This is a genomic window from Bacillus sp. B28, assembly GCF_029536185.1.
Classification (GTDB): domain Bacteria; phylum Bacillota; class Bacilli; order Bacillales; family Bacillaceae; genus Bacillus; species Bacillus halotolerans.
Genome location: NZ_CP120511.1, coordinates 2,230,225 through 2,252,061, shown reverse-complemented (window position 1 = coordinate 2,252,061; position 21,837 = coordinate 2,230,225). Strand labels below are relative to the sequence as shown.

Annotated in this window: 27 protein-coding genes and 1 pseudogene; 22 read left to right on the top strand and 6 right to left on the bottom strand. The window is 42.5% G+C overall.

Features of this window, described 5'->3' with window-relative positions; genetic code table 11:
• Positions 1–122 precede the first annotated feature (122 nt).
• The 5 genes from P3L57_RS10890 to P3L57_RS10870 all read left to right on the top strand — a co-directional run bounded on the left by P3L57_RS10890 (position 123) and on the right by P3L57_RS10870 (position 3,295).
• Positions 123–737, top strand: a complete 615-nt coding sequence (locus tag P3L57_RS10890; protein ID WP_059352470.1) for a YpjP family protein — start codon at positions 123–125, stop codon at positions 735–737.
• Between the two features lie 17 nt (positions 738–754).
• On the top strand, positions 755–1,288 hold the full coding sequence (locus tag P3L57_RS10885) for a phosphatidylglycerophosphatase A family protein (RefSeq protein WP_044155466.1): 534 nt from the start codon (positions 755–757) through the stop codon (positions 1,286–1,288).
• A gap of 85 nt (positions 1,289–1,373) precedes the next feature.
• On the top strand, positions 1,374–2,168 hold the full coding sequence (locus tag P3L57_RS10880; RefSeq protein ID WP_044155467.1) for a thymidylate synthase: 795 nt from the start codon (positions 1,374–1,376) through the stop codon (positions 2,166–2,168).
• Positions 2,165–2,674, top strand: a complete 510-nt coding sequence (gene dfrA / locus P3L57_RS10875; RefSeq protein ID WP_059293736.1) for a dihydrofolate reductase DfrA — start codon at positions 2,165–2,167, stop codon at positions 2,672–2,674. Before P3L57_RS10880 ends, dfrA begins: the two co-directional genes overlap by 4 nt.
• Positions 2,675–3,295 carry a lysophospholipid acyltransferase family protein gene (locus P3L57_RS10870; protein ID WP_059293737.1) on the top strand — a complete coding sequence of 207 codons (621 nt, stop codon included), beginning with the start codon at positions 2,675–2,677 and terminating at the stop codon, positions 3,293–3,295.
• A gap of 32 nt (positions 3,296–3,327) precedes the next feature.
• On the opposite strand, the gene trhA is transcribed toward P3L57_RS10870, so the two are convergent.
• Positions 3,328–3,969, bottom strand: a complete 642-nt coding sequence (trhA, locus tag P3L57_RS10865; RefSeq protein WP_044155470.1) for a PAQR family membrane homeostasis protein TrhA — start codon at positions 3,967–3,969, stop codon at positions 3,328–3,330.
• A gap of 23 nt (positions 3,970–3,992) precedes the next feature.
• Positions 3,993–4,997: a sigma 54-interacting transcriptional regulator gene (locus P3L57_RS10860; protein ID WP_069487335.1), complete on the bottom strand. Its 1,005-nt coding sequence runs from the start codon at positions 4,995–4,997 to the stop codon at positions 3,993–3,995.
• Between the two features lie 249 nt (positions 4,998–5,246).
• On the opposite strand from P3L57_RS10860, the gene ilvA reads away from it, so the two are divergent.
• The 7 genes from ilvA to P3L57_RS10825 all read left to right on the top strand — a co-directional run bounded on the left by ilvA (position 5,247) and on the right by P3L57_RS10825 (position 10,621).
• Positions 5,247–6,515, top strand: coding sequence for a threonine ammonia-lyase IlvA (gene ilvA / locus P3L57_RS10855; RefSeq protein ID WP_044155473.1), 1,269 nt, complete (start codon positions 5,247–5,249; stop codon positions 6,513–6,515).
• A gap of 90 nt (positions 6,516–6,605) precedes the next feature.
• Complete coding sequence (locus tag P3L57_RS10850; RefSeq protein WP_059293739.1) at positions 6,606–6,857, top strand: DUF2535 family protein; 252 nt, start codon at positions 6,606–6,608, stop codon at positions 6,855–6,857.
• Between the two features lie 148 nt (positions 6,858–7,005).
• Entirely contained in the window at positions 7,006–7,587 is a 582-nt protein-coding gene (locus P3L57_RS10845) for an SCO family protein (protein ID WP_069487411.1), read from the top strand.
• Between the two features lie 77 nt (positions 7,588–7,664).
• Positions 7,665–8,432, top strand: a complete 768-nt coding sequence (locus P3L57_RS10840; RefSeq protein ID WP_069487336.1) for an SGNH/GDSL hydrolase family protein — start codon at positions 7,665–7,667, stop codon at positions 8,430–8,432.
• A 9-nt stretch (positions 8,433–8,441) separates the two neighbouring features.
• A complete protein-coding gene (locus tag P3L57_RS10835) occupies positions 8,442–9,005 on the top strand; it encodes a YpmS family protein (protein WP_069487337.1) in 564 nt (187 codons plus the stop codon).
• 11 nt (positions 9,006–9,016) lie between these two features.
• Positions 9,017–9,211, top strand: a complete 195-nt coding sequence (gene ypmT / locus P3L57_RS10830; protein WP_044155479.1) for a protein YpmT — start codon at positions 9,017–9,019, stop codon at positions 9,209–9,211.
• Positions 9,212–9,283: 72 nt separating this feature from the next.
• Complete coding sequence (locus P3L57_RS10825) at positions 9,284–10,621, top strand: MATE family efflux transporter (protein ID WP_069487412.1); 1,338 nt, start codon at positions 9,284–9,286, stop codon at positions 10,619–10,621.
• 46 nt (positions 10,622–10,667) lie between these two features.
• On the opposite strand, the gene P3L57_RS10820 is transcribed toward P3L57_RS10825, so the two are convergent.
• Complete coding sequence (locus P3L57_RS10820; protein ID WP_024121778.1) at positions 10,668–11,093, bottom strand: MarR family transcriptional regulator; 426 nt, start codon at positions 11,091–11,093, stop codon at positions 10,668–10,670.
• A gap of 133 nt (positions 11,094–11,226) precedes the next feature.
• On the opposite strand from P3L57_RS10820, the gene msrA reads away from it, so the two are divergent.
• On the top strand, positions 11,227–11,760 hold the full coding sequence (gene msrA / locus P3L57_RS10815) for a peptide-methionine (S)-S-oxide reductase MsrA (protein WP_069487338.1): 534 nt from the start codon (positions 11,227–11,229) through the stop codon (positions 11,758–11,760).
• Complete coding sequence (gene msrB, locus P3L57_RS10810) at positions 11,761–12,195, top strand: peptide-methionine (R)-S-oxide reductase MsrB (RefSeq protein ID WP_024121776.1); 435 nt, start codon at positions 11,761–11,763, stop codon at positions 12,193–12,195.
• Positions 12,196–12,241: 46 nt separating this feature from the next.
• Here the strand turns inward: msrB and P3L57_RS10805 are convergent, their stop codons facing one another.
• The gene (locus P3L57_RS10805) at positions 12,242–13,267 is read right to left on the bottom strand and encodes an SDR family NAD(P)-dependent oxidoreductase (RefSeq protein ID WP_044155480.1); all 1,026 of its coding nucleotides are present in this window, start codon (positions 13,265–13,267) and stop codon (positions 12,242–12,244) included.
• A gap of 353 nt (positions 13,268–13,620) precedes the next feature.
• Between P3L57_RS10805 and P3L57_RS10800 the strand changes: the two genes are divergently transcribed.
• Complete coding sequence (locus tag P3L57_RS10800) at positions 13,621–14,769, top strand: phytase (RefSeq protein ID WP_059293298.1); 1,149 nt, start codon at positions 13,621–13,623, stop codon at positions 14,767–14,769.
• 69 nt (positions 14,770–14,838) lie between these two features.
• On the opposite strand, the gene P3L57_RS10795 is transcribed toward P3L57_RS10800, so the two are convergent.
• Both P3L57_RS10795 and cgeA read right to left on the bottom strand, forming a co-directional pair.
• Positions 14,839–15,792 carry a spore maturation protein CgeB gene (locus tag P3L57_RS10795; RefSeq protein ID WP_059293297.1) on the bottom strand — a complete coding sequence of 318 codons (954 nt, stop codon included), beginning with the start codon at positions 15,790–15,792 and terminating at the stop codon, positions 14,839–14,841.
• A gap of 6 nt (positions 15,793–15,798) precedes the next feature.
• Positions 15,799–16,200: a spore crust protein CgeA gene (gene cgeA, locus P3L57_RS10790; RefSeq protein WP_024121772.1), complete on the bottom strand. Its 402-nt coding sequence runs from the start codon at positions 16,198–16,200 to the stop codon at positions 15,799–15,801.
• A 203-nt stretch (positions 16,201–16,403) separates the two neighbouring features.
• Between cgeA and P3L57_RS10785 the strand changes: the two are divergent.
• The 7 genes and pseudogenes from P3L57_RS10785 to P3L57_RS10755 form a co-directional block, all read left to right on the top strand.
• Positions 16,404–16,683, top strand: a pseudogene (locus P3L57_RS10785) (spore maturation protein CgeC); the annotation flags it as partial.
• Positions 16,684–16,751: 68 nt separating this feature from the next.
• A complete protein-coding gene (locus P3L57_RS10780; RefSeq protein ID WP_059293296.1) occupies positions 16,752–18,032 on the top strand; it encodes a spore maturation glycosyltransferase CgeD in 1,281 nt (426 codons plus the stop codon).
• Between the two features lie 28 nt (positions 18,033–18,060).
• On the top strand, positions 18,061–18,840 hold the full coding sequence (locus tag P3L57_RS10775; RefSeq protein WP_059293295.1) for a spore maturation N-acetyltransferase CgeE: 780 nt from the start codon (positions 18,061–18,063) through the stop codon (positions 18,838–18,840).
• A gap of 79 nt (positions 18,841–18,919) precedes the next feature.
• Positions 18,920–19,036, top strand: a complete 117-nt coding sequence (locus P3L57_RS10770; protein ID WP_044155488.1) for a YjcZ family sporulation protein — start codon at positions 18,920–18,922, stop codon at positions 19,034–19,036.
• A 130-nt stretch (positions 19,037–19,166) separates the two neighbouring features.
• Positions 19,167–20,489 (top strand): aspartate aminotransferase family protein, encoded by a 1,323-nt coding sequence (locus P3L57_RS10765; protein WP_059293294.1) that lies wholly within the window; start codon positions 19,167–19,169, stop codon positions 20,487–20,489.
• Positions 20,490–20,507: 18 nt separating this feature from the next.
• On the top strand, positions 20,508–21,197 hold the full coding sequence (locus P3L57_RS10760; RefSeq protein WP_044155490.1) for a CoA transferase subunit A: 690 nt from the start codon (positions 20,508–20,510) through the stop codon (positions 21,195–21,197).
• Complete coding sequence (locus P3L57_RS10755; RefSeq protein WP_059293293.1) at positions 21,182–21,835, top strand: 3-oxoacid CoA-transferase subunit B; 654 nt, start codon at positions 21,182–21,184, stop codon at positions 21,833–21,835. The genes P3L57_RS10760 and P3L57_RS10755 overlap by 16 nt, the downstream gene beginning before the upstream one ends.
• Positions 21,836–21,837 lie beyond the last annotated feature (2 nt).

Genomic DNA, 21,837 nt, shown 5'->3' with positions numbered 1-21,837 from the left:
CACGAAGCAAAGCAACAAATCTCCTAAATTGACTTAGAGCTTTATATAGTACATGACTTGTAAGTTCGACCTATGATAAAATAAGAGAAACATGACAATAAAATAGAGAGGAATAAGCAGTCATGAAATTGTGGATGAGAAAGACCCTTGTGGTTTTATTTACCATCGTAACGTTCGGGCTCGTATCTCCTCCGGCTGCTCTCATGGCAGACAAGCCTTCAGGACAGCCGAGCAGTCTTGAGCAGAATGATTACACCGCTTTTTATGATGAGCATGATTTGTACGATGATTATGAATCGGAAGACAGGCGAGACCCCGAATTACTTTTTCAATCGTACAAGGAACAGCTCCTTGACAGCGCTGAAAATCAGTCTTTTTTGAAATTTGGCAGCAAAATTGCTCCGGTCATTGAAGATGACTATCGGAAAGAGATTCTGCCGAAAATCGAAAACGTCATATGTGACTTTTTAGCGACATTACAAGATGACGAAGCGTATCAAGATGTTGTGATTTCAAGCAAGCCTTCAGCGGGGAAAACGGAGAAAATCTTTCACGTTTTTAATCGGACTACCGGAGAAGACCTCCTCAGGTTCCATGTGCGCAGAGACCACCCTCCGCATGACGGCTACTGGTTTAATTTTCATTATCATACAGCAGAAGATGGATTTCAATCACACCATGAGCTTGGGAGCATTTATTGGGACCGCAACACACCTCCCAACTGGATGAGTGCCTAAAGGAGATGCCATTAGATATGAAAAAGTACACAATGAATGAAATGGTCGATATAACAAAAGATATGCTGAACAAACGGGGCGTTATGATAGAAGATATTGCGCGTATTGTTCAAAAACTTCAGGAAAAATACAATCCAAATCTCCCGCTTAGTGTATGTATGGAGAATGTAGAAAAAGTACTGAACAAGCGTGAAATTATCCATGCTGTTTTAACTGGGCTGGCGCTTGATCAGCTTGCCGAGCAGAAACTTCTTCCTGAACCGCTGCAGCATCTTGTTGAAACAGATGAACCGCTGTACGGCATAGATGAAATTATTCCTCTTTCAATCGTTAATGTGTACGGTTCGATCGGCTTGACCAACTTTGGTTATTTGGATAAAGAGAAGATCGGAATTATTAAGGAGCTCGATGAAAGCCCTGACGGCATCCATACATTTTTGGATGATATTGTGGCAGCACTTGCAGCCGCAGCAGCGAGCAGAATTGCCCATACGCATCAGGATCTGCAAGATGAAGAAAAGGAACAGGGCGAAAAGCCTGTTGTCAGCTGACTTATAAAAAAAATCATTTCTGGGTTCAGAAATGATTTTTTATTGTGTTACACTACTATAAGACTACTTTTAAAGGATGAATAAAATGAAACAATATAAAGAATTATGCCGACATGTTTTAGATCATGGTGAAAAAAAGGGCGACCGTACAGGAACCGGAACAATCAGCACCTTCGGTTATCAAATGAGATTTAATTTACAGGAAGGCTTCCCGATGCTGACCACAAAAAAACTTCACTTTAAATCAATTGCGCATGAGCTGCTTTGGTTTTTAAAGGGTGATACCAATGTACGCTATCTCCAGGAAAACGGAGTGCGTATTTGGAATGAGTGGGCTGATGAAAACGGCGAACTCGGACCTGTATATGGTTCGCAATGGCGTTCGTGGCGGGGAGCTGATGGAGAAACCATTGATCAAATTTCACGACTTGTGGAAGATATTAAAACAAATCCGAACTCAAGACGTTTAATCGTCAGTGCGTGGAATGTTGGTGAAATCGATAAAATGGCCTTGCCTCCGTGCCACTGCCTGTTCCAATTTTATGTATCTGACGGCAAGCTGTCCTGCCAGCTTTATCAGCGCTCAGCCGATGTTTTCCTCGGTGTGCCGTTTAATATAGCTTCTTATGCGCTGCTTACGATGATGATCGCGCATGTAACAGGGCTTGAGCCGGGCGAGTTTATTCATACATTCGGCGATGTTCATATTTATCAAAATCACATTGAACAGGTTAACTTGCAGCTGACCAGAGATGTCCGCCCGCTGCCGAAGCTTCGTTTTGCCAGAGAGGTTGATTCGATTTTCGGCTTTACGTTTGAAGACTTTATCATTGAAGATTACAATCCGCATCCGCATATTAAAGGAGCGGTCAGCGTATGATTTCATTCATTTTCGCGATGGATGCCAACCGGCTTATCGGGAAGGACAATGATTTGCCGTGGCATTTGCCGAATGACCTTGCATACTTTAAAAAAATAACCTCAGGACATTCAATCATCATGGGGCGAAAAACATATGAATCAATTGGACGTCCGCTTCCGAATCGGAAAAATATTGTTGTGACTTCTGCACACATTTCAGAATTTCCCGGTTGTACCGTCGTCAGTTCAATAGAAGATGTGCTCCAGACTACCTCAGATACTGAGGAATGCTTCGTGATCGGAGGCGCACAGCTTTACACAGCGCTGTTCCCTTATGCGGACAGGCTGTATATGACAAAAATTCATCACCAGTTTGATGGAGACCGCTACTTTCCTGAATTTGATGAGAGCAAATGGAAACTTGTTTCTTCTGAGCAAGGGACTAAGGACGAAAAAAATCCGTATGATTATGAATTTTTAGTGTATGAAAAAAAGAATGTATCATCTGAAGCGGGAGGATTTTAATTGATTCGCTACAGCTGTCTAGTGATTTACATTATGTATATGCTGTTAAAAAATATAAAACAATTGTTTAATCAAAGAATGCTGGATCCGCGTCTGTCATACAAAAAACAGATGACGCTCGTTTACGAGCAGCCAAAGGCATTTTTGGAAGGCTGTATCGGCATTTCAGGATCTGTCATCACCATTCATCAGCCAGAGCCGATACCGAGCGGTCCTGTTTTGTATGTGCATTCTCGTTTAGGATTGCCTGAACTTGCTTTGATTGCCGGGTATATTGAAGAACCAGCCGGATTTATCGCAAATCCCAAAGTGTTTCGTTTACCGATTATCAGACAATGGCTTGAACGGATGAATGTCATTCGAGAGAGCAGTTCAGAAATGGTATATGAAAATATTTTGACCCAATTAGAAAAAGGCCAAAGCATGATTCTTTCTTTAGATGGCTGTATCAATCCATTGGAACTTGCAGCCCGCTGCAGCCTTCCGGTTGTAATGGTGGAAACGAAAGGAACCGATGAACTGCTGAAGGGATCGCTTGTTAAACGCTTAAAGCCAGCAGATATAGAAGTGTCATTTTCCAAGGCTTATATACCGGCAAGTGAGAAGCAATTACGGGCCTAAAAAAGCGCAGTCACTGAGACTGCGCTTTTTCATTAGGATAAAAACGGCACTTTCACACAATAGAACAGCACGCAGAAAAACATCGCTGCACTCCCGCCTAAAACAAAGCTGTGCCAAATGGCATGATGGAAGGGGATCTTTCTCCAAATATAAAAGATCGTTCCGGCTGAATACAACAGACCGCCAAGTAAAAGAAGGCTGAATCCAGCTCCTGTCAGTGAAGCATATAAAGGCTTAACCGCGATAATCATTAGCCATCCCATTAATAAATACATCAAGGTAGATAAAATGATAAAGCGTTTTACGAAGAAAATTTTGAATACGATTCCGCCAAGGGCTAGCGCCCAAACGATGATGAGCAGGGTGAAGCCGAGTGTGCCTTTTAACGGTCCAAGCAGAAAAGGGGTATAGGTTCCGGCAATCAACACGTAAATGGCGCTATGGTCAATAATCTCCAAGATATCTTTCGTCTTTTTGTGCTGAATGCTGTGAAGCAGGGTGGAGCTCAAATAAAGCAGCAGCATGGAAACACCAAATATGGTAAAACTGACGATATCCCATGCGGACCCGTAATTAGCCGCAAATATAATGAGAAACACTAATGCTGGTATGGATAAGAACACACCGATGCCGTGGGTAATGGCGTTGGCGATCTCTTCTTTTATTGTATACACGTACATTCTCCTCTCTTTAGCTGCTACATCATCTGTTTTTGCAGCGTTTCTAAAAAATTCAGCCCTTCTAAAGTGATTTTCGTGCCCGCACGTCCGCGGCTTTTTGTCACATACTCTTTCTTCTCCAAATAATCGAGACGGCTTCTGACCTGCTGCGGCGTTAAAGAGATTTGGCTGTTTTTGCTGCTTTCAGAGATGATCCGTCTGCTTGCCGGTTCGCCTTTTTCATTTAACACTTTTATGGTTTCCAAAATAAACAGAAACTCGGCTTTTTCCATTAAAGTCAGAAGCTTCGCTTTTTTCTTCGTCGTTTTTTCATTTAGCCCGTCCCGTATATACGGCGGCACATCATACGGATGAATGGTTCCTCCGCTTGATACAGCCGCCATATAATCTGCAGCGTTTTTCAATTCTCTTACATTCCCATCAAAGGGATGCTGTTCAAGCAGCGGAAAGACTGAGGGATCAATTAACAATTGCTGCCCTGATTCAGAAAGGAAATACTGGGTCAAAAGGGGGATATCGCTTTTTCGCTCGGACAGCACCGGCAATGTGAGCGTTAAAATGTTCAGCCTGTAAAATAAGTCCTGCCTGAATGTATTTTCAGGAACAACTGTTATCGGGATTGCAGAAGCACAGATGATTCTCGGTTTTTCCCCATCTGAGTCAAGTGCTTCTAGAAGCTTAGCTTGTACAGAAACCGGCATACTCCATACGTCATTAAGAAATAGTGTACCTCGGGCGGCTTTTTGAAACGCACCCAAGGCATCATCAGCGCCAAAAAGCTCGTATGCAAGGCTTTCTTCAGAATGGGTGCTGCAATTGATACTGATCAATGGTTCGCCGTTTCTTGAAGAGCCTTGGTGTATGGCCTGTGCAAAATGATCCTTGCCTGTTCCGACCTTTCCTGTGATCAGGACAGGAAGCTCTGATAGGGCGAACTGCAAGGCGACTCGTTTTGTTTCGAGAAATAGTTGATGCTCTCCAATTAGATTATGAAAAGTGCAAGGTCGAGGTGCGGTAATCATTTATTGGCTCCTTTTGGTTCTAATTGGTTCTATTATAGCATGCCTTTCAGATGAAAACATCTTTTATCTTTAAGAAACTTTTTTCTTAGGCTGCTGGATACAGGTCACGCAGATGTTATCACGGTGCGGGGAACTTAGTATATGATTCATTTTTTTATTTACTAAATAAAAATAATTGTCTTATTATTTGAATATTCATGTTATAATGGCATATTAAATAGGGATTTAAAACAAGAAAGGAATCTGTACATGAAACCGTTGCTTAAAGAAAACTCTCTCATCCAAGTAAAAGACATTTTAAAGGCTCATCAAAACGTGAAGGACGTTGTGACTCACACACCGCTGCAAAGGAATGACAGACTTTCTGAGAGATACGAATGCAATATTTATTTGAAACGAGAAGACTTGCAGGTAGTCAGATCTTTTAAACTCAGAGGGGCTTATAACAAAATGAAGCAGCTCTCTGACGAGCAGACTAAAAACGGAGTCGTGTGCGCAAGTGCCGGAAACCACGCGCAAGGTGTAGCGTTTTCGTGTAAGCACCTGGGCGTTCACGGGAAGATTTTCATGCCTTCCACAACACCAAGACAAAAAGTGTCACAAGTTGAACTGTTCGGAAAAGGATTTATCGATATTATTTTGACAGGTGATACTTTTGATGATGCGTATAAAAACGCAGTTGAATGCTGTGAGCAGGAACACCGCACCTTTATCCATCCGTTTGATGATCCGGATGTAATGGCCGGCCAGGGAACTCTGGCGGTCGAAATTTTAAACGATATTGATACAGAACCGCATTTTCTATTTGGAAGTGTCGGGGGAGGCGGGCTTCTTGCAGGGGTCGGCACGTATATGAAAAACGTGTCTCCTGAAACCAAAGTAATCGCTGTTGAACCGGCGGGCGCTGCGTCATATTTTGAATCTAACAAAGCTGGACATGTCGTCACGTTAGATAAAATTGATAAATTTGTGGACGGAGCGGCTGTGAAAAAAATCGGTGATGAAACCTTTCAAGCGCTAGAAACCGTTGTAGATGACATACTTCTCGTGCCAGAAGGGAAGGTATGCACAGCCATTCTTGAACTGTATAATCAATGTGCGATTGTCGCTGAACCGGCCGGTGCTCTTTCTGTCGCGGCACTGGATTTATATAAGGAAGAAATTAAAGGGAAAAACGTAGTATGTGTTGTCAGCGGCGGCAATAACGATATCGGAAGAATGCAGGAAATGAAGGAGCGGTCTATGATTTTCGAAGGCCTTCAGCATTATTTTATCGTCAATTTTCCGCAAAGAGCTGGTGCACTCCGTGAATTTCTTGACGAAGTTCTTGGGCCGAATGATGACATTACACGATTTGAGTATACGAAGAAAAACAATAAAAGCAACGGACCGGCCCTGGTCGGCATTGAGCTTCAAAACAAAGCTGACTATGGACCGCTGATTGAACGGATGAATAAAAAAGCGTTTCATTATTTAGAGGTAAATAAGGATCAAGATTTATTCCATCTGCTGATCTGATTTTTTCGGCACAACCGCGCAAAATGACAGACAGCCCGGCCGGCATTGTATATAATAGAAGAAAACAATCAAAAAATGAGGATTGATAGCTTGTTACTCAAAAGCCTAGAGTTCAAACGCAGCGACGGGATTCAGGTGAAAGTGACAGAAATACCTGTGTTAAAGGAAGATGAACATTATTTCTTTATGCTGAATCAGCATTTGCAGATCTACTTAAAAGAAGTGTTTTCATCAAAAAGCAGGACAAAAGTGTATTCTTTCCGACAATATATGAAGCGCCGGATGAAATGGACTGATTATCAGGCTGTTTTTCATCAAGAGGTGTTAAAACACAACGCGTGATACGCCGTTTATTCCTGTGTGTCCCCTTTGCTATGCCGCTCGCAGGCGGACAAAGGGGCGTGCAGGAATTTTTTTTGCGGGTATAGAATTAAACATGAAGGTGAGCGCGGCATTTAGTAAGCGCTTTAAGCTGGAAAGGGTGAACGGCATGAAGATGATCAAAGGGTTGGCGGCGGGGCTGATTTTTCTGCTTTTGTGTGCCTGCGGAGGACATCAGATTAAGGATCCGCTTAATTACGAGGTGGAGTCTTTTACTTTTAAAAACCAAGATGGCAAAAATGTTTCTTTAAACAGTTTAAAAGGAAAGGTTTGGCTCGCAGACTTTATTTTCACCAATTGTGAGACCGTGTGTCCGCCGATGACGGCTCATATGACAGATCTTCAAAAGAAATTAAAAGCTGAGAATATAGATGTGCGTATCGTATCATTTAGTGTTGATCCTGAGAATGATAACCCGAAGCAGCTGAAAAAATTTGCGGCAAATTATCCTTTATCGTTTGATAACTGGGATTTTCTAACGGGATACAGTCAAAGTGACATTGAAACGTTTGCGTTTGATAGCTTTAAAGCGATCGTGAAGAAACCTGAAGGCCAGGACCAGGTCATTCATCAATCCTCTTTTTATTTAGTAGGCCCTGACGGTAAAGTGCTGCAAGATTACAATGGCGTAGAAAATACACCATACGATGACATTATCGCTGATGTGAAAGCGGCTAGTAAACTCAAGTAATCTCGAAGACAAGGCATTTTCAAATCTCCTAAAACATGATACACTTTCCACTAGTAGAATGGGGAGGAGCAACAAGATTGAAACTGCGCATTTTTGCACTCATGGCCAGTTTGATTTTGCTTCTTACTGCATGTACGAGCATACGTACAGCATCTGAGGGAAAACAAAAAGCCCATGAACTGAAAACGAAGGAACACATTGTCATTGCCGCTGTCGGAGATTCGCTTACAGAAGGTGTCGGAGATCCTGAGGGCAAGGGATATGTCGGCAAGGTGGCGGATTCTATCCGGTCAATTGAGCAAGTCAAAAAGGTTGACGTTAAAAATTATGCCGTCAAAGGGAATCGTTCGGAAGATTTGTTAGAGAAACTAAAAGATAAAAACGTTCAAAAAGGCATAAAAGATGCAGATTATGTCTTTTTAACAATTGGCGGTAATGATCTGATGAAGGTCCTTCGTCAAAACTTCCTGCAATTAACCGTCGAACCGTTTCAGGAAGAGGAAAAGCCGTACGAAAAGCGTTTTAAAAAAATCATTTCAGAAATCCGCGCGCTGAATAATCACGCAGAGCTGATTTATGTCAGCATGTATAATCCGTTTACATTTACTTTATCTGAATTACAGGAATTAAACGGGGTAGTCACTGATTGGAACAATATTGCTCAAAAAGAGCTGAAAAAAGATAAACATGCAAAAATCATTAATATAGAAGACTTGTTCAATCAAAAAAGTGACAGTAAACGAATTTCTGAGGAAGATGATTTTCATCCTAATGGAACGGGTTATTCCTTAATAGCGAAGCGGGTCTATCAAGCAATTGAAAAAGAAGGATTACCGAAAGAGTAGGGTGAAATCATGAATAACTGGAAACGACTGTTTTTTATATTGCTTGCCATCAATATTGTGCTAGCAGTAGGATTTGTGACGCTGGTCATGCTGCCGGGCAAGCAAGCTGAGGTAGAGGATACCTCTAAAAGCGAGTACGGATTTCAAGTGACAAGCACAAAAGAATCCTTAGCTGCGTTTGTCAACTCATATTTAAACGAGAAAGCGTCAAATCAGCTTGATTACAAAGTGGATATCGATGATGATGTCCATGTGGCAGGGAAAATCAAGGCTTTTTCCACGTCAATTGACGCGTTTATCGCATTTGAGCCGACCGTGAAAAAGAATGGCGATGTCGAGCTGAATGTAACGAAATTTTCCTTAGGGAAATTGAGTATTCCTATTAGCTTTGTGTTAAATTATATGGACAGCTTCTATGAACTTCCATCCTTTGTGCATGTTCATCCCGGCGATAAAAGCATTGAGGTTCGTTTGTCTGAAATGCCATTAACGAACGGTATGTATGTCAAAGCAGATAAAATTAATTTAGAAAAAGATGAAATTGAGTTTTCCTATTACCATCCTAAACAATAGAGGTGACTGAAATGAAGCGGATTTACCAGTATTTCAGTTTGTTATCATTTACGTTTTCCCTTTACTTCGGCTGGCTGGCTTATCATCATCTGGCGGCTGAGGATATGGATCAAATGTACTTGAACATTTCGTACTGCGCATTGTTTTTGAGTGTGATGGTGTTTACATTTGGCATGAAAGACCGAAAAAAAACCGATAAATCATGAAAAAAAGAGACATGCTGCACCGTCTCTTTTTTCATGCGGCTGAACGAAAATACAAGAGAACAAGGAGAAGAAATGAAAGCATACGATTTTACGAAGGGAAACGTGCTGAGGCAGCTTATCCTGTTTTCGATGCCTATTATGCTGGGAAATGCTCTGCAGGTTTCTTTTCAATTCATAGACAGTTTATGGGTCGGCAATTTGCTGGGTGCAAAAGCGCTTGGCGCGGCCGCGGTATCAAGCACGATTGTTTTAACCGTGCTGTCTTTTATTTTGGGACTTAATAATGCGACCTTAACCATTCTGTCTCAGCAAAAGGGAAAAGATGATGAGAAAGGAATGGCGTCGTATATAAATGCCTTTGTGGTTTTATTAACAGGCTTAAGCATAGGGTTCGGCGCAGCCGGTTTTTTCCTGTCAGAACCATTGCTGCGTCTTCTGCAAACGCCGGAGTCCATGATTCCGCTTGCCGAGATCTATTTGCAGATTCAATTTATCGGCATACTGTTTTTGTTTGGTTATAACTTTATCAGTACGGTTCTTCGGGCGCTAGGCGACAGCAAAACACCGCTGCGGTTCATCGCTTTTGCCGTTGTGCTGAATGCTGTGCTGGCACCGCTCTTTATTTCTGTTTTCCGCATGGGGATTGCGGGAGCAGCTTATTCAACTGTTTTGTCACAGGGCATTGCGTTTCTTTACGGTTTGTTTTATGTCATCAAACATCAGCTGGTTCCGTTTTCTATGCCAAGAGCACCTAAGTGGGAAGAGACTGCTTTGATTCTGAAACTTGGTATTCCCGCCGGTCTGCAGATGATGGTGATTACAGGCGGAATGATGGCGATCATGAGCGTCGTCAACTCCTATGGAGAGCATGTGGTCTCTGGATTTGGCGCGGTGCAGCGGCTGGACAGCATCATCACACTTCCGGCTATGGCGGCCGGTACGGCGGTCAACAGCATGGCGGGACAAAATATCGGGCTCGGAAACTATAAAAGAGTGGAATCGATTGCGAAGCTTGGTGTGATGTCTGTTTTTTCTTGCATGCTCGTCATTGCTATTATCATTTGGTTATTTGGAAAATACTTGATGAGGTTATTTATTAGTGAGCCTGACGCGGTAGCGTTTGGTGAACAATATTTGCGGTGGATTGCGTTTTTCTATCCCTTTATCGGTATTAATTTTGTACTGAACGGAATTGTCAGAGCCGCTGGTGCAATGATGCAGGTTTTGGTTTTAAATTTGATTTCTTTTTGGGTTTTGAGATATCCTTTCACGGCTCTGTTTTCAGCTTGGCTTGGACAGAAAGGGATCGGTCTCGGAATCGGTATGAGTTTCTTATTCAGCAGCTGTGCGGCGTTTTTGTACTACAGATACGGCCGTTGGAAAACGATGAAATTGTTTACTGAAAGATAAGAAAGGCGCTGGAAAAGCACATACCCTAAATGGGTATGTGCTTTTTTTACCGTTTTTTATCAAGTTTGCTGAAAAGCTCGATTAATGTGGCGAGTTCAGTATCCGTATAACAATCAAAGCGTTTAAAGAAATATTCAGTTTTTTTCTCATTGAAATGCTGAACGATTTTTTCACCTGCTTCAGTGATATGGATGCGGATGATCCGCCGATCTTCCTTCGATCTGATTCTCGTGATCCATTCTTTTTCTACCAGCGCGTCAGTCACTGCGGTAATATGGCTTGCCGATACTTCCAAAATGGGCGCAAATTCCGTCACTTTCTTAGGTCCCTGTTCACTTAGAATGCGCAAAATGGTAAATTCATTCCGCGAAAGCTCTTTATCTAGAATATCGTTGATTTCATTGCGTATTTGTTTAAAAACTTTACGGAGTAAAGTTTCCATATCATACATCATTTGTGTTCTTACTTTCAAATTTGTGAACCCCCATTACATAATTGCTAATACTCAAAACCTATAGATTTTTATTGAAAAGCAGAATCATTTTCATTCTATTTTTACATGCTATAATATAATAATACCACGTATTAACAAAGGAGGCACCAGTATGTCTGAAAAAAAAGAACTCGCCACATTTGCAGGCGGCTGTTTTTGGTGTATGGTCAAACCATTTGACGAACAGCCGGGAATTGAAAAAGTGGTGTCCGGGTATACAGGCGGCCATACTGAAAACCCTACGTATGAAGAAGTATGCAGCGAAACAACAGGGCATCGTGAAGCTGTACAAATCACGTTTGAGCCTGATGTATTCCCTTATGAAAAGCTATTAGAGCTGTTCTGGCAGCAAATTGATCCGACAGATGCAGGCGGCCAGTTCGCTGATCGCGGCAGCTCTTACCGTGCAGCGATTTTTTATCATCATGAAAAACAAAAGGAGCTTGCCGAAGCATCAAAACAGCGGCTGGCGGAAAGCGGCATTTTTAAAGATCCTATCGTGACAGACATTTTAAAGGCTGAACCATTCTATGAAGCGGAAGATTACCATCAGCATTTTTATAAAAAGAATCCAGGGCATTATCAGCGTTACCGGACAGGCTCCGGAAGATCTGGATTTATCAGTGAGCATTGGGGGGCGAAATAAATGACGCTAAATAAAGAAGAAAGAATAAAGTCATTAAACCGTATGCAATACGAGGTCACACAAAATAACGGAACGGAGCCGCCGTTTCAAAATGAGTATTGGGATCATAAGGAAGAAGGGCTTTATGTTGACATTGTGTCAGGAAAGCCTTTGTTTACCTCCAAGGATAAATTTGATTCCCATTGCGGCTGGCCAAGCTTTACAAAGCCGATTGAGGAAGAAGAAGTAGAAGAAAAACAGGATACGAGCCACGGAATGATTCGGACAGAAGTCAGAAGCCGAACAGCCGATTCCCATCTGGGACATGTATTTAATGACGGACCTGGGCCTAGCGGACTTCGTTACTGCATTAATTCTGCGGCGCTGCGGTTTATTCCTAAGGATAAGCTCAAAGAAGAGGGATATGAAAGCTATCAGCACCTATTTGACAAATAAAATGCAAGAAAAAAACAAGCCTGCCTAATGGATAGACAGGCTTGTTTTATGCCTTTTTTTCTTTATGCAGGTCTTCGATAATTTGGGCAATTCTGTCTTTTGTAATAAGAGGAGCCTGATCAGACTGATATCCGGGCAAATTGACTTTGCGAAAATCAGGATGTTTTTCAGGTTCTGGGAGGATAGCATATAGGTTGCCCCATTCATATAGTGACTCTACTTCGTGGGGAGATGTCAATTCTTCGTGAAGCTTTTCACCTGGACGCTTGCCGACTTCTATTGCGGCCGGGCGCGGGAGACCGTGCTGCGCTGCGTATTCTTCAAATCCATGAATCAATTCCTCGAGTTTCAGTGATTCCATTTTAAAAATAAAAGTTTCTCCGCCTGTGGTTATAGCGGCTGATTGCAGTGTCAGTGTGGCTGCATCATCAATAGACATAAAAAATCTGGTCATGTTCTTGTCTGTGATGGTCAGCGGTTCACCCTCCATCATCTGTTCAAATAAAATAGGGATGACTGAACCTCTTGAGCCGAGAACATTTCCGAAACGGACGGAACAAAAAACAGTTCCTCTATTTTGAACGTGGCGGTTAGCTTGATGAAACAGCTTTTCAGATAACAGCTTAGTGGCACCCATTGTGTTTACAGGGGACACAGCTTTGTCTGTACTGATATTGATGACATGCTGTACTCCATTGATTAGGGCGGCCTCCACTACATTCTGTCCGCCGATGAGATTGGTCTGGATCGCTTCAAACGGATTGTCTTCGCATGTAGGTACCTGTTTCAGCGCTGCTGCGTGAAAGACGATATCGACACCTGTCATCACCTGATTCACTCTCCGGTGGTCGCGCACATCTCCAAGTATAAATGAAAGCCGCTGATCCTCCGCATACTTTTGACTCATTACATACTGTTTACTGTCGTCTTTGCTGAATACAATGATCTTTTTTGGTGTAAGCAGCAAAAGGCGTTTGACAATTTGACTTCCGATTGAACCCGTTCCGCCAGTGACTAAAACTGTTTTGTTATGGAAAAATGGTTTTAGTTCTGCTGTTTGCTGTTTAGGCATGGCTTATCCTCCAACTCTCGTTTCTCTACCATGCATTATATGTTCAACATTTTAATCGAGTTAATGAAAGCAACCAATAAAACGAAATTTAGGGGAATGATGATGTCACAAGGTGTCTTTTTTAATAGAAAATGAAGAGATTGGCTTAATCTAACTAAATAAACAGTGTACTAAATTTTCATATGATCTTTTTTCGCTCCATATAAACAGGTCCCATATGATCTTATCACGTCCATATAAAAAGCTCTCTTTTGAATCAGAAACACTCGAAAAAAAGGTTCGATTGTCTCACTATTCTTCAACTTCATATATTTTACAATAAGAAATGAAGGTTAAAATAAGGAGGCTGTAAAATGAAGTATCCAAAAACTATACTGTTTAGTGCCGCTGCGGGTTTATTGCTTAGCCTATCTGCAAACTCGGTATCGGCTCATCAGGCTGATGAAGTGAATCATTTCAAAGTGACGGCAAAGGGAGAGACTGACCCGGTTGCTTCAGGAGATGACGCAGCGGATGATCCGTCCATTTGGGTTGATGCAAAGCATCCGGAAAAAAGCAAATTGATAACGACAAACAAGAAGTCCGGGTTAGTCGTGTATGATTTGGACGGCAAACAGATCAATTCTTACGAGTTTGGCAAGCTGAATAATGTCGATCTGCGTTATGATTTTCCGTTCAACGGCAAACAGATTGACATTGCCGCTGCTTCAAACCGGACAGAAGGAAAAAATTCGATTGAAGTTTACGCCATTGATGGGGAAAAAGGTGAATTGAAAAGCATCACAGACCCAAAACATCCTATTTCCACTGATATTTCTGAAGTTTACGGTTTCAGCCTGTATCACAGCCAAAAAACAGGGGCATTTTATGCTTTGGTAACGGGAAAGCAAGGAGAGTTCGAGCAGTATGAAATTGCCGACAATGGGAAGGGATATGTAACAGGGAAAAAAGTGCGGCAATTCAAATTACATTCACAAACTGAAGGTCTCGTCGCAGATGACGAGTACGGGAATCTCTATATAGCGGAGGAAGACACAGCGATTTGGAAATTTAATGCTGAACCATCTGGAGGATCGCAGGGCAAAGTCATTGATCATGCTTCTGGAAAGCATTTGACAGCTGATATTGAGGGCTTGACCATTTATTATGCGCCGGACGGAAAAGGTTATCTTATCGCCTCAAGCCAAGGCAATAACAGCTATGCGTTGTATGAAAGACAGGGAGGCAATCGGTATATTGCCAATTTTGAAATTACGGATGGCGAGAAAATAGACGGGACGAGTGATACTGACGGTATTGATGTTCTTGGTTTCGGGCTGGGGCCAAAATATCCGTACGGCATTTTTGTAGCGCAGGACGGAGAAAATACAGAAAATGGACAAGCTGTCAATCAAAATTTCAAAATTGTATCATGGGAACAGATTTCTCAGCATCTAGGCGGAAAACCTGATCTGAATAAACAGGTAAATCCAAGGAAGCTGAAGGACAGATCTGATGAATAAAGAAGCAGCCTATTTTCGGCTGCTTTTTTATGTGCATGAAAAAATCGTTCATATGAAATGAACGATTTTTCAAGAAAGCGCCAGATGAATGGCTTTCAGTTTTGCGGGAAGCTCATCAAATGTATGAGCAGGAACGGTCTCTTTGTAATTTAACGCCGCAGCTTTGTTTCGTTCCTCAGGATGATTGATATAGAAAGCGGCTTTTTCCTTAAAGTCGTTGATGCTGTGATAAGAAATAAAGGATGAAAAAGGATGTGCCGCGGGGAGATCCACTAGTTGAAATGCTTCGCATGCAGCGATATCAAAGGTGCGGTTATTAAAGCTTGTATTTTTAATGCGGCTTTTATTTTTGTTGAACGTAAAATGATACGGCCGATGCGGATTGATCACGATGTCTGCCCCGTTATAATAATGAACGGCCTGTTCAGGCGGAACCCATGTGCTGACTACATCTATATGCGGCTGTTTGAGTACTTTTTTAGGCAGGTATTTTCTCCATTCCTTTCCGATGACCCGAATGGTGTACGGGAGATATGCCGCTTCTTTCACAAGCTGAACCCGATTAGGGTAAGGATAGCCGATGATAAGCAATTGTGAATGAAAGGAATGTTCGGTGTCCATTTTTTTAAACAGCCGATGATTAACAGGAATCGGAGCATAATAGATATGCTGATAACCAAGCTCCTGATAATAGAGAGCAGCATTTTGGTCAATTGTTAAAACCGCGTCAGCGTGCTTTATCACCTGAAGACTGATATCAATATAAAATGGATCTTCTGTCAGCCAAACATATACGGGAATACCCTTACCCTTTAACCAGGTCAGCCAGTCGTGAGGAACGTGAACTCCAACCATCATGAGTGCGAAGTCCGGCTGAAACGTTTCAATGCGTGACAGCGATTCGGTGTCTGGTGTATCTGCAGCCATGTATTCTGTCTGAGCGTGCCGAAAGCATTCTTCAGCCCAGCGGTCAAAATAACTGTATATTCCTCCATATCCCGACTGGATATACAAAACTTTCATCAGAGGTTATGAAAAGAATGTAACGCTTTCTACTTTATCTACATCAATCAATGTTGTCGCTTGACCTGGCGGAGTTACAGAGCTTTCCTGTGTGACAAATACGATGCCGTGGACTTGATCAAAAGCAACAAAGACAACCGGACCGATCATGTCACCGGAATCTGTCACAATGCTGATGGTAGTGCCAGGTGTAATTCTGGCAAAAATCCATCTTGCAGGAAGGGAAGGATCTAAAACAGATTCAGCAGTAACCGTTTCGCTTTCGTCAACTTTTTTATCAACAGCAGCTTCAAGTAATTCTTTAAGGTTATTATTCACGTTTTCTCCTCCTTCTGTTGCATTTGTAAATAAAGGGCTTAAAAGGCTTTTAATAATATCCTTTTTTAATTGCGCATTTTCACTGCTCAACACATACACCTCCTATTAATTATTGAACTCACGTTTAATCATATTCTTCTGATTGGCAATTGGTATGAGTCGAACGCCGTACCTGAGCTATTTTTCATATATTTAAGGAAAATGCTGATTTTCTTCTATGGATGGACATTGCCTATACCGCAATTGACAGCATGTTCATATTGTGAAACAGAGGGTAAGGGAGAGAGGGAAGTTTGGATTTAGAAAACAAAGTGAACCAAGAAGAAAATGACGACGAATTGCATTTTATTCATTCTGCTTATACGTCAAACAGCTTCAGACGGAAATCCATTTGATCACAGACGCCAGCTCGTAGTTGTTAAAGAGCTTGGTGTGCCGATTTCAAGAGTCAATCTGATCAATGGAGATACGCTTCAAAATGTATCGTAAAAAGTCCTGGCTGATTTGGTTATTTTTCAGAAGCCGCTAAATCAAACGGGATCAAATGTTGCTATTGTAAGTTGGTGTGCTTTTTACATGATGACAGAGGCTCTGCTTGCTGCGGAGCTGTTTTCATGTGTGACAATAGGAGGCTTGCAGAGATGGGGGACAAAATTTCCATTATTTTAACGAGTTATAACAAACCTGATTATCTGCAAATGGCGATTGAGAGTGTCATCAATCAAACTCATAGCAATTGGGAGCTTTTTGTCATGGATGACCATTCAAACGAGAAAACGATTGCGGTGATTCACAAGTACCTTCATGATCAGCGCATTCGTTATAAAAACAGCTTCGTCCATCCTCAAAATCGATTAAAAACAACCCGTTATGCCACATTAATTAATAACGCTCTTCCATTTGCCGCAGGCGACTACATTTCTTATCTCACCGATGATACAGTTTATCATCCTGATCGGCTGAGCCGTATGGTGCAGACATTTTTGTGCCATCCTGAAGCACAGGCAGTCTATTCAAAACAAAAAGTTGTTCATGTAAACGAAAGAGGAGAGGAAATTTCCCATTTTTACAGAGATGCCAATGCGGTGCTTGATCAAGCCGCTTTTCAAGTCGATCATTGCTCTGTTATGCATCGCCGTTCGTTGCTTGATCGGATCAAAGATAAATATGGAAGCTATTGGGACGATGATATGATGCATTGGAATCACGGCGACTCAATTTTTTGGATGAGAGTAAACACATTTGCCCCGTTCCTGCCGATAAATGAAGTATTAGATACAACGTATAAGACTCCGAATTCCTTTCAAAACGCTTATCAGTTTCTGCCCGCCGATTTGATTGACGGCACGTTTGTAAAAGGATCTGATCAACATGTGTATTTTCTTGATCAAGGTGTGCGGCATCCTGTGGGGGAGAGATGGAGTTCAGTGTATCTGGATCGGACTGTTGTTATCCCCGATCCGTATTTATTTCAATATCATACGGGAAAATGTTTAAACATTCCGAATTATGTTTTGGTAAAAGAACCTGACCAGCCTGCAGTATTTTACATTGACGCCGGTAAAAAAAGACGGATAGAAAGTCAGCATGCTTTTCAATTTTATCAATTTAAAAGAAAAGATATTTTGACGATTGAAAAAGAAGTGCTTGAGGATTTGCAGGAAGGGCCGCCTATCACGCGGGACAGATCTGGGGTGATCGCAAATCCGCCTGGACGAAGACTGTTTTTTATAGAACGCGAGCGGTTTCTATTTCTAAACGGTGTTTTTCATCCAATCAGCGAGCAAGTAGTGAGGAAATTCTTTTTGCAGCAGAAACCAATACCCGCTTCTTTCCGGAATATTCAGCAATTTCCAATTGGAAAGCCGTTTTATCCGGTGTACGATGAGATTATAAAGAAATTAAATATTGCAATCGAGTAAATGTATAGGTCATAAAAAGGAGACATTCATGACAGGACATTATTCAAAAACGGAGCATCAATATCTATCGTTAACGTCTGAATCGAAGTTGTTTGGTCATTACAGTGTATATAAAGATTCCAAGCTGCCGCAAATTTTTTCTCATAATTTTGTACAGCTTCATGATACATTTCCATTGGAGCGTATACCTGATTTTTTGCCGTCCGTACCGAAGCTGCTTGATGCGAATTATATCCATTTAAAAGCGTCTCCTCAGCATGTTTTTCCGCTTGTTTTGAAGCAATCGCTTGTGAAAAGCGGTTTTGTGGTTGAAGATGAGCTGTTATACTGCATGAAGCTTGGAGACTGGAAGGGACAGACGGGACATCCTTTCACGGCATGGGGGACGGCAAAGAGTCTTAGTGACGGTTCTTCTATCATGAAAATTTATGACTCGCTTTATATAGGAGAGGCAACCGCAGAACAAAAATTAGTAAGAAAATATCCTTTTTACAAAGCGGGTACGATTTTGCTTGTCGTTTGTTACAGCGATTCATCACAGAACATACCGATTGGCTGCGGGGAACTTTTTATTGATTCGCAAGAGAAAACGGCGAAAATTGAAGAGGTGGCGATATTGGATCAGTTTCAAAGAAGGGGCTACGGCAGTATTCTTGTGGGTGAGATGCTGTCCATTGCCAAATCTTCAGGAATGGACGATGCTTATTTAGTGGCCTCAAATTCTGATGGCGTCTCTCATTTTTATGAAAAGCTCAAATTTAAAAAATTTGAGCGGGTGCACACTGTTTTTCATTATTTCCTTACATAGATGGGCATTTGCACAAACCGTTTGGGACTTGGCCCGCATACAATGCCGTATATCGTGATAAGAAAGGATGAAAAACAATATGCATGGATATCATGGATACGGTTACGGAGGATTTGGCTGCGGGACAAATACATTTGTATTGATTGTTGTCTTGTTCATTTTATTAATTATCGTCGGAGCCGCTTTTATTTGCTAGATGAAATAACACAAGAGCCTTTCGAAGTTCGGAAGGGCTCTTTTTTTGTGCGAAAAAAGATTTTTTAGGGAACGTCATGCCGCTATTTGGACACTCATACAATGTAGAAAAGGCGTTTTTGAGGTGGAGCATGAGCAGTTATTTAATTAAGCCAGAGCTTAATGCGGAATATCCGATTGTCAGTCATGCAAAGGGCACATATGTGTATGATCAGAACGGAAAAAAATATCTTGATGGCTCATCTGGTGCGGTGACATGCAATATCGGCCATGGGGTTGAGGAAGTAACTGAGCAGCTGAAAGAACAGCTTGAAAAGGTGTCTTTTGCATACCGCTCGCAGTTTACGAGTGAGCCGGCGGAGCAATTAGCTGCTTTACTGGCCGAGCAGCTGCCGGGAGACTTGAATTGGTCTTTTTTTGTCAACAGCGGATCAGAGGCCATAGAAACGGCAATGAAAATCGCCATTCAATATTGGCAGGAAAAAAAGCAGACACAAAAATCCATCTTTCTCTCACGATGGAGCAGTTACCACGGAATAACTTTGGGAGCGCTTTCATTGTCGGGATTTTATGAACGAAGGTACCGGTTCACCCATTTGCTAGAGCGTTATCCCGCTCTCTCAGCCCCGCATATATATCGGCTGAATCAAGAGGCAAAAAAAGATTTTGTTCAAACGGCTGCGGAGGAGCTGGAAACCGCTATTAAAAGAATTGGAAGTCAGTTTATTGCTGGCTTTGTGGCAGAACCTATTATTGGAGCCGCGGGAGCAGCAATCACTCCTCCTTCTGGATATTATGAGAGATTGCAAGAGGTGTGCCGCTTACACGGCGTGCTGTTTATTGCGGATGAAGTGATGACCGGGCTTGGGAGAACTGGAAGGATGCTTGCGACAGAGCATTGGCATACCGTTCCTGATATCGCTGTGCTTGGAAAGGGACTCGGTGCCGGCTACGCGCCTATTGCAGCCGCAGTTGTATCTGATACGGTTCTCCAAACGATAAAACAAGGATCAGGTGTTATTATGAGCGGTCACACATACAGTGCTCATCCCTTTTCAACCAAAGCCGCTCTCGAAGTTTTGCGTTATGTTATCAGACACGGCTTGATCAAACAGGCTGAAGAAAAGGGCTTCAAGCTGAAAAAGAAACTTGAAGAGATGATGCACCGAAGCGGCATCATTGGGGATGTCCGCGGCAAAGGACTGCTGTTAGGCGTTGAATTTGTGGCTGATAAAAAGACAAAGCGAGTGTTTCCGCAAGATCGGTCGATGACCCAGCGTATCATCAGCGAAGCAAAAAAACGCGGGCTCATTGTCTATCCTGCCAAGGCTGGAATCGACAGCGGAGAAGGAGATGCCGTAATCATCGCTCCTCCATTCACAATCTCAGACGGAGAGATGGAAGAGCTTATATCAACTTTTTCGGAAACAGTTACAGAAGTTGAAAAAAACTGAAAAGGGACTGAAAACAATATGGCACCATTTCAAAAAACGATCAGCATTGAATCGGCAATTGCAGATGTGCGTGATGGATCGGTCCTTATGTTTGGCGGCTTCGGAGGAGTCGGCTCTCCTCCTTCTTTGATTGAAGCCATATTGGACAGCGGTGTGAAAGAATTAACTGTCATTTGCAATGATGCCGGATTCCCGGAGATTGGGATTGGACCGCTTATTGTCAATAAAAGAGTCAAGACACTGATTGCATCGCATATCGGTTCAAATCCTGTAGCCGGAAAACAGATGACAGACGGCACATTAGAGGTTCGATTTTCGCCTCAGGGCACGCTCGCAGAACGGATTCGCGCCGGCGGATCCGGCCTTGGCGGCATTTTGACCGATATCGGCATTGATAATCAAATGGTTTGTGAGAAGAAAGAGATTGTGTCTGTAGCGGGGAAACAATACTTGGTTGAAGAAGCGCTGACGGCTGATTTTGCCTTCATCAATGCCTGCATTGCAGATGAATTCGGCAATTTAACGTATGACAAAACAGCGCGCAACATGAATCCGCTTATGGCAATGGCCGCCAAAAGAACCTTTGCCGAGGCTGAGACGATTGTGCCGATGGGTGATATTGCAGAAGAAATGATTGTAACGCCTGGGGTTTTTGTTGAGGGGGTTGTGAGAAGCGAAGGGGTGAGGTGGAAATGGGCTTGGGAGTAACAGAAAGAGAGCAGATCGCCAGACGGGCTGCTTCTGAAATCAAACCAGGCATGATGGTGAATCTCGGTATCGGCATCCCTTCCTTGGTGCCGAACTTTTTGCCGCCTGACATGCAGGTTATGCTGCAGGCGGAAAACGGTGTACTCGGGATTGGCGAAAGTCCCGAAAAAGGGAATGAGGATGAAAATTTATGCAACGCCGCGGGATTCCCTGTCCGTGCTGTAAAGGGAGCATCTTATTTTGATACAACGATGTCTTTTGCCATGATCAGAAGAGGCAAGATTGACATTACGATTCTAGGCGCTTTGCAGGTAAGCCAGTCGGGAGACCTTGCGAATTGGCTTGTACCCGGAAAAAAGGTGCCAGGCATGGGCGGTGCGATGGAGCTCGCCCAAAAAGCGAAAAAAGTGGTTGTCGTCATGAGCCATACCGATCAAAAAGGGAGGCCTAAATTAACAGAAGCCTGCACCCTTCCGTTAACAGCAGCAGGCTGTGTAGATATGATCATTACTGAAAAAGCAGTTCTTGCAGTTGGCCGGCATCATTTTATTTTAAAAGAACTGATGAATGGCTCAACAATTGACGAGGTGATCGGGCTGACCGACGCTGAAATAATGGTAGATATGCCTTTTTCTTAAAA

What these genes read in the sequence shown, in the direction of transcription:
- P3L57_RS10890 (WP_059352470.1), top strand. Translation starts at nt 123, where the DNA reads ATGAAATTGTGGATGAGAAAGACCCTTGTGGTTTTATTTACCATCGTA.
- P3L57_RS10885 (WP_044155466.1), top strand. Translation starts at nt 755, where the DNA reads ATGAAAAAGTACACAATGAATGAAATGGTCGATATAACAAAAGATATG.
- P3L57_RS10880 (WP_044155467.1), top strand. Translation starts at nt 1,374, where the DNA reads ATGAAACAATATAAAGAATTATGCCGACATGTTTTAGATCATGGTGAA.
- dfrA (WP_059293736.1), top strand. Translation starts at nt 2,165, where the DNA reads ATGATTTCATTCATTTTCGCGATGGATGCCAACCGGCTTATCGGGAAG.
- P3L57_RS10860 (WP_069487335.1), bottom strand. Translation starts at nt 4,997, where the DNA reads ATGATTACCGCACCTCGACCTTGCACTTTTCATAATCTAATTGGAGAG.
- ilvA (WP_044155473.1), top strand. Translation starts at nt 5,247, where the DNA reads ATGAAACCGTTGCTTAAAGAAAACTCTCTCATCCAAGTAAAAGACATT.
- P3L57_RS10845 (WP_069487411.1), top strand. Translation starts at nt 7,006, where the DNA reads ATGAAGATGATCAAAGGGTTGGCGGCGGGGCTGATTTTTCTGCTTTTG.
- P3L57_RS10835 (WP_069487337.1), top strand. Translation starts at nt 8,442, where the DNA reads ATGAATAACTGGAAACGACTGTTTTTTATATTGCTTGCCATCAATATT.
- ypmT (WP_044155479.1), top strand. Translation starts at nt 9,017, where the DNA reads ATGAAGCGGATTTACCAGTATTTCAGTTTGTTATCATTTACGTTTTCC.
- P3L57_RS10825 (WP_069487412.1), top strand. Translation starts at nt 9,284, where the DNA reads ATGAAAGCATACGATTTTACGAAGGGAAACGTGCTGAGGCAGCTTATC.
- msrA (WP_069487338.1), top strand. Translation starts at nt 11,227, where the DNA reads ATGTCTGAAAAAAAAGAACTCGCCACATTTGCAGGCGGCTGTTTTTGG.
- msrB (WP_024121776.1), top strand. Translation starts at nt 11,761, where the DNA reads ATGACGCTAAATAAAGAAGAAAGAATAAAGTCATTAAACCGTATGCAA.
- P3L57_RS10805 (WP_044155480.1), bottom strand. Translation starts at nt 13,267, where the DNA reads ATGCCTAAACAGCAAACAGCAGAACTAAAACCATTTTTCCATAACAAA.
- P3L57_RS10800 (WP_059293298.1), top strand. Translation starts at nt 13,621, where the DNA reads ATGAAGTATCCAAAAACTATACTGTTTAGTGCCGCTGCGGGTTTATTG.
- P3L57_RS10795 (WP_059293297.1), bottom strand. Translation starts at nt 15,792, where the DNA reads ATGAAAGTTTTGTATATCCAGTCGGGATATGGAGGAATATACAGTTAT.
- P3L57_RS10780 (WP_059293296.1), top strand. Translation starts at nt 16,752, where the DNA reads ATGGGGGACAAAATTTCCATTATTTTAACGAGTTATAACAAACCTGAT.
- P3L57_RS10775 (WP_059293295.1), top strand. Translation starts at nt 18,061, where the DNA reads ATGACAGGACATTATTCAAAAACGGAGCATCAATATCTATCGTTAACG.
- P3L57_RS10770 (WP_044155488.1), top strand. Translation starts at nt 18,920, where the DNA reads ATGCATGGATATCATGGATACGGTTACGGAGGATTTGGCTGCGGGACA.
- P3L57_RS10765 (WP_059293294.1), top strand. Translation starts at nt 19,167, where the DNA reads ATGAGCAGTTATTTAATTAAGCCAGAGCTTAATGCGGAATATCCGATT.
- P3L57_RS10760 (WP_044155490.1), top strand. Translation starts at nt 20,508, where the DNA reads ATGGCACCATTTCAAAAAACGATCAGCATTGAATCGGCAATTGCAGAT.
- P3L57_RS10755 (WP_059293293.1), top strand. Translation starts at nt 21,182, where the DNA reads ATGGGCTTGGGAGTAACAGAAAGAGAGCAGATCGCCAGACGGGCTGCT.